This is a genomic window from Dietzia cercidiphylli (assembly GCF_014145145.1).
Lineage (GTDB): Bacteria > Actinomycetota > Actinomycetes > Mycobacteriales > Mycobacteriaceae > Dietzia > Dietzia natronolimnaea.
Genome location: NZ_JAALEA010000316.1, coordinates 1 through 6,033, shown reverse-complemented (window position 1 = coordinate 6,033; position 6,033 = coordinate 1). Strand labels below are relative to the sequence as shown.

Sequence of the window (6,033 nt, the reverse complement as noted above, 5' to 3'; positions counted from 1 at the left end):
ATGACCGGCGCCGGGATCCGGGGGCTGGCCGCGGTCGAGCGCGGGTTCTCGCGACTGACGGGTCCCGCCGGGGTGCGTGTGGAACGGACCGTGCTCGGCGGCACCGCGGCCGAGACCTCGACCCCCGATTCCGTCGGCCCGGACGCGCTCGCCGGCGTGACCGTGCTCTACCTCCACGGCGGCGCGTTCCTCTTCTGCGGCCCCGGCACCCACCGCGGGCTCTGCGGCCGGCTGGCGATGGACCTCGGCGTGACCGTGCACTCGCTGGACTACCGGATGCTGCCGGAGGTTGACCTGGCGACCGTGGTCGCGGACGCCTACGCCGGGTATCGTGCTTTGTCCGAGCGGCTGCCCGCGGATCACCGGATCGTGGTGGCCGGGGACTCGGCGGGCGGGTACCTGGCCGCAGCGATCTGCGAGTTGGCCGCCCGCGACGGCGTCCGCCGGCCCGCCGCGATGGTGGGGTACTCGCCGCTGCTCGACGTCGATGGCGAGGTGCGTGAGGGGCCGTGGGCCACGCGCGACTCCTACCAACCGGCCGTCACGGTGCAGCGGTTCCAGAGGCTGTGGCAGCACCACGCCGACGGGCTGGAGAGCAGCCGCTCGATGCTCACTTGCGATCCGGAGGTGTTCCCGCCGACGCTGATCACCCTGGCCGCGGGCGAACACGTGGAACCGGCCGCGCTCCAGCTGACCGAACACCTCCACGCGGCCGGGCGGCCCGTCGAGACCCATCGGTGGTACTCGGCAGTCCACGCGTTCCCGGTGCTCGCCGGCCTGACCCCGCACAGCCGCCACGCCGGCAGGATCACGGCCGAGTTCCTACGACAGACCCTGGGGGCGTGACGACCTACATTCGGGCTAGGACTCACTCGTGCGGGCGCGGTCGTCTACTGAGTTCGTGGTCGTCAGGTCGGCATTCGTTCGGGCTGCGAGGGTAGAGCAGGAGGAGAATAGAACCACTACGGTGACGGTTAAGGTAATCGACATCGTCATCACTGACCGCTTCCATGATGCGCCGGTACGCCCCAATGTTGAGTTCCTTTCGTTCTGTCCTCGGTTAGAAGTGTCTGCAGATCCGTCGTGGTGCCTCTCGGCGGGTTGATCTGGCGGGCCGGCAGATGCAACGCCCGTACGGTGCGGGGCCCACGGCTGCCGAACAACCGTGGTGCGAGCCGAATTGAATAGCGTTAGTCGAGTTCGCGTTTGAGTATTTTTCCTGTCGCCGTCATGGGGAGCGTGTCGCGGAATTTCACAATCCGCGGGTACTTGTAGGCGGCAAGGCCTTCCTTTGCCCACGCGATGAGCTCGTCCTCGGTCAGGGTGGAGCCGGCGACGCGAATCACGACGGCTTGGATCTCCTCGCCGAGACTCTCGTGGGGCACCCCGATCACCGCGCAGCGGGCCCTGATGAGCGAGCCCTTGTTGCTGCTCGCTGACGAACCCACCAGCGCGCTCGACTCCGAGTCCGGTCAGGTGGTGATGGAACTCCTGCTGGGCACTGCGCGTGAGTTCGGGGTGGCGGTGATGGTAGTCACCCACGACGCCACCACCGCGGCCCGGTGCGATGCGCAACTCCGGCTGGTCGACGGGGCGGTGGTGTAGCGCGGCGGCCTGGCGAGGCGAGGGGACGTGTCCTACCTGGTGGCCCACGGGTCGGTCCGGCGCCACAACGTGGGCAGTTCCAGGTGGACCCCGTCCCGCTCGGCGCACGCCGTGAGAACGCGCATCGCGGCGTCGAGGTCGTCGACCGCGTAGGGGAGCGCTCGCAGGGGCGTGGTCAGCGGCCTGAAGAAGTCGTCCCAGTGGGTGAGGATGACCGATCGTGCCCCCACGGCGGTCACGGTCTCGGTCCAGTACTGCTCGATGAAGTCGCGGGATTGGTGTCCGAGTTGACCGACGGCGAGGTAGGCGACGTCGGCGCGGCGCCCGTCGAGCATTCCGGGTCGGAAGCCGGCGCTGCTGTGGACGAGCGCGGACTGCCCGGACTCGTCGTGCTCTACCAGGATCGACCACGTCTCGCCGCACTTGTAGGCGCGCACCCGGGCGGGCTGGGCGATCGCGTGCTCGATCGCTCCCTGCACCCGGTCGGGGTGTGAGTGTTCGGATTCGAGGAAGGTCAGGGTGAAGGCGCCGAACGTCAGCGCATTGCCTGGTGCGGCAGTGACGATGCGATCCGGAGGCAGCTGGGCTCCGCGCCCAAGTTGCGCGGTCGACTCACTGCCGACGAGCGTGGCGCCGGTGCGATGCGCGACCGCGGCCGAGTCGAGGGCGTGGTCGTAGTGGGAGTGCCCGCAGGCCACGGCGTCGAGACTGTCGACTCCTGCTCGGCGCAGGGCGTGGTCCACGCGCGCCGGGTCGCTCCGCAGGGGAGTGAGGAGCGTTCGGGCCAGGGCCGGCCGGGTGAAGAACCCGTCGGTCATGACGGCCGATTTCCCGTCATCGAAGAGCAGGGTGGTCACGCCGAGGAACGAGACCGCGACCGGTGAGGTCGGCGAGGCCGGCGGCGTGGCCGGCCCTGCCTGGTACGTGGCGAGGTCGGGTCGGCCCCATCTGAGCCGCATTGTCACACCTCCCGGGCGAGGTCACGGCCGGCCTGACGGCCGCTGAAGATGCAGCCGCCCAGGAACGTGCCCTCGAGTGAGCGGTACCCGTGCACGCCGCCTCCTCCGAAGCCGGTGATCTCGCCGGCGGCCCACAGTCCTGGCACCACAGCGCCGTCGGCGCCGCGGACGCGGCCGTCCAGGTCGGTCTGGATGCCACCGAGTGTCTTGCGCGTGATGATGTTCAATCGTACTGCGATGAGCGGCCCGGAGTGTCGGTCCAGGATTTTGTGCGGCGCTGCGGTGCGGGCGAGTCGTTCACCACGGGAGCGGCGGGAGTTGTGGATGGCGGAGATCTGCAGGTCCTTGGTGAACGGGTTGTCGATCTCGCGGTCGCGCGCCACGATCTGTCGCTCCAGATCGGCGAGGTCGATGAGTTTGGAGCCCGCCACCCGGTTCATTCCGGCAACGAGTTCGGGCAGGGTGTCGGCCACCACGAAGTCCTTCCCGTGCTTCTTGAACGCCTCGACCGGTTCGCCGGCGCCCGGCAGGACCCGTCCCAACACCAGCTTGAGGTCCTTGCCGGTGATGTCGGGGTTCTGCTCGGACCCCGACAGGGCGAACTCCTTCTCGATGATCTTCTGGGTGAGGACGAACCAGGAGTAGTCGTGGCCGCTGTCCTGGATGGCCTTGAGGGTCCCGAGGGTGTCGAATCCCGGGAAGTTGGGAACGGGGAAGCGTTGTCCGCGAGCGTCGAACCACATGGACGACGGCCCGGGGATGATGCGGATCCCGTGGTTCTTCCAGATGGGGTTCCAGTTGGTGACGCCTTCGGTGTAGTGCCACATCCGGTCCTTGTTGACCAGGCGGGCACCGGCGTTCTCGCTGATGCCGAGCATGCGGCCGTCGACGTGTTCGGGGACCCCGGAGATCATGGTGGCTGGCGCCGTGCCGAGTCGAGCGGGCCAGTTCTCGCGCACCAGGTCGTGGTTGCCGCCGATCCCGCCGGCGGTGACCAGGACGGCTGACGCGCGCAGGTCGAACTCGCCGACCTCGGTGCGGCTGCTCGCCGAGCCCCGCAGTGCCCCGCTGGGCTCGAGGACCGCACCTCGGACCCCATCGACGACCCCGCCAGTGACGGTGAGTTCATCGACGCGGTGGCGGAACCCGAAGCGGACCAGGCCCCTGTCCGCAGCGTCCCGTACCCGGCGTTCGAAAGGGGCGACGACGGCGGGCCCCGTCCCCCACGTCAGGTGGAACCGCGGCACGGAGTTGCCGTGGCCCTCGGCGAGATACCCCCCGCGTTCGGCCCATCCGACGATCGGGACCCACCGCACGCCCTGGGCGTGGAGCCAGGACCTCTTCTCGCCGGCGGCGAAGTCCACGTAGGCGCGCGCCCACCTGTATCCCCAGTAGTCCGGCCCGGCCGGGTCGTCGATCCCGCGGTCGAAGGTCGCGCTGCCCAGCCAGTCCTGCCACGCGAGGTCGGCGGAGTCCTTGATCCCCATCCGTCGCTGTTCGGGGGTGTCGACGAGGAACAGCCCGCCCAGGGACCAGAACGCCTGACCGCCCAGGTTCTGCTCGGGTTCCTGATCGAGCAGCAGCACCCGCTTGCCCGCCTCGGCCAGCTCGGCGGTGGCCACCAGGCCCGCCAGTCCGGCTCCCACCACGATCACGTCTGCGTTCATCGTCTGTGTCCTCGGTCCGTTGTTGCCTGTGGTCATGGAGGTGGGCCTCATCCCTGTTCGGCGTATCGGGGCAGGGCCGGCTCGGCCGGCAATGACGGCTGCCCGAGGATCCCCAGGTACTTGATCGCCCCCTGCGTGAACGACGGGACGAAGGTGGCGATGTCGAATCCGGGCAGGGTGATCCCCTCGCACAGGTTCGGGGTCCGGGCGGGTACCGCCGGCCCGGGGTGGGACAGTGCGTCGAGCGCCAGCCGGTAGGTCGCGGCGTCGTACATGAGCCCGACGTGCTCGACTAGGCGGCCCGGGCAGTGGTCCTGCAGGGCGATGTTCGCGGCCCCCGGGTAGCTGCTGACCTCGCGGGCGGGCTGGATACCCTCGTCGAAGAGGGTGAAGATCGACGTCACCGACACCGACGGGGAGATCGGTTCGCGGTTGAGAGCGGCGGTGAACCGCGACCCCATGGAGAGCTGATGGGCCAGGACCGGACAGAAGCCGACGGAACAGATGAGGTTGACGGGGTGCGCGCCGTGGATCGGGCCCGCGAGCGAGATCATGTCATCGACCGAGGCCGCGACGTCGGGCCAGAAGCGCAGCGCCCAGAGGGACAATGCCGGCCCCGCGCTGTGGGCGACGATGTTGACCTTCTGTCCGGACCGGGCCTGCGCGTAGCGGACCGCATTGACCACGTATTCGGCGCCGATCGTGGCGTCGCCGCGGCCGTGGTCGAGGACGGTGACCTCGCACACCCCGTAGCCGTCGCGGACCAACGCGCGCGAGTACCCCCAGCCCCAGGCGTCGGCGGGGTCGAAGCCCACACCGCCGACCAGTACCACGACCTTCTTTCCGGACCCCGGGTGGACGTCCGGGGTGCAGCGCACGGCATCGTCGAGGGTCTGCTGCGGCACCGACAGGGGTGGACCGGTAGGCCCGGCAGAGGCGGACGCCCGACCCTGGGCACCGGGGACGATGGCGAGGAGGCCGGCGAGCAGGACCGCCGCCACCGCCGCACCGGCGGTCCGTAGTGGGATTGGCAGTGAGGTCATGCGGTGCTCCTGACGCTGGGCGACCCATTCGATACAACTGTGTATTCGATGCGCCACTGTATCCAATACGGTGATGTATGCAACCCCGGTAAGCTCGGAACAATGAGCGGAACGGTGAAGCGACGGCGGCCTGAGACTCGGCAGCGGCTGCTCGACGCGGCGCTCGAGGTGTTCGCCGAGCGGGGCTTCGGCAGCACCAGCGTCGAGCAGGTGTGTGGCCGGGCCGGCTTCACCAGGGGCGCCTTCTACTCCAACTTCACCTCGCTGGAAGAGTTGTTCCTGGCGATGTGGGAGCAGCGGTCGTCGCAGATGCTGGCGGATGTCGGGGCGTTGCTCGATACGGGCGAGCCGCTTCCGGTCAGGTCGCTGGATGACGTGGTGGCGTGCGTGCTGGCGGTGGTTCCGGTTGACGATCAGTGGTTCCGGGTCAACGCGGAGTTCACCGCCCATGCACTGCGCACCCCCTCTCTGAAGCGAGTGCTGCTCGCGCGGGAGAAGGCGATCCTCGCGACCCTCATGCCGTTGCTCGACCGGTTGCTCGCCCAGGTCGGGCTCGAGGTGACGGACCACGCGGCTCTGGGGCCGAGCCTGACCGCGGCACATGACGGAACGCTGGTGCAGTGTCTGATCGAGGACGATGTCGCTGCTGCCCTCGCCCGCCGCGCGGCGATGTTCACCGTGCTGGTGGAGCGCTACACGCAGGCGATCGTCGGCACCTGACCTGGAGCTCACGGTCGATCGTGGATCGGACGCAGTCGC

General features: G+C 69.2%; 6 protein-coding genes and 1 pseudogene. 3 read left to right on the top strand and 4 right to left on the bottom strand.

Annotated elements, in window-relative coordinates; translation table 11 throughout:
- The coding region (locus tag G6028_RS11565; protein WP_182658961.1) for an alpha/beta hydrolase at positions 1-846 on the top strand (846 nt) is incomplete at its 5' end.
- Between the two features lie 344 nt (positions 847-1,190).
- Here the strand turns inward: G6028_RS11565 and G6028_RS11560 are convergent.
- Positions 1,191-1,397, bottom strand: a pseudogene (locus G6028_RS11560) (AMP-binding enzyme); the annotation flags it as partial.
- 13 nt (positions 1,398-1,410) lie between these two features.
- Between G6028_RS11560 and G6028_RS11555 the strand changes: the two are divergent.
- On the top strand, positions 1,411-1,605 hold the full coding sequence (locus G6028_RS11555; RefSeq protein ID WP_182658960.1) for a hypothetical protein: 195 nt from the start codon (positions 1,411-1,413) through the stop codon (positions 1,603-1,605).
- Positions 1,606-1,637: 32 nt separating this feature from the next.
- On the opposite strand, the gene G6028_RS11550 is transcribed toward G6028_RS11555, so the two are convergent.
- The 3 genes from G6028_RS11550 to G6028_RS11540 are packed head-to-tail and all read right to left on the bottom strand — an operon-like array spanning position 1,638 to position 5,274.
- Positions 1,638-2,564 (bottom strand): MBL fold metallo-hydrolase, encoded by a 927-nt coding sequence (locus G6028_RS11550; protein WP_182658959.1) that lies wholly within the window; start codon positions 2,562-2,564, stop codon positions 1,638-1,640.
- A gap of 2 nt (positions 2,565-2,566) precedes the next feature.
- The gene (locus G6028_RS11545) at positions 2,567-4,231 is read right to left on the bottom strand and encodes an FAD-binding dehydrogenase (protein ID WP_182658958.1); all 1,665 of its coding nucleotides are present in this window, start codon (positions 4,229-4,231) and stop codon (positions 2,567-2,569) included.
- 47 nt (positions 4,232-4,278) lie between these two features.
- Positions 4,279-5,274, bottom strand: a complete 996-nt coding sequence (locus tag G6028_RS11540; protein ID WP_182658957.1) for a lipase family alpha/beta hydrolase — start codon at positions 5,272-5,274, stop codon at positions 4,279-4,281.
- A 102-nt stretch (positions 5,275-5,376) separates the two neighbouring features.
- Between G6028_RS11540 and G6028_RS11535 the strand changes: the two genes are divergently transcribed.
- Entirely contained in the window at positions 5,377-5,994 is a 618-nt protein-coding gene (locus G6028_RS11535) for a TetR/AcrR family transcriptional regulator (RefSeq protein WP_182630805.1), read from the top strand.
- Positions 5,995-6,033 lie beyond the last annotated feature (39 nt).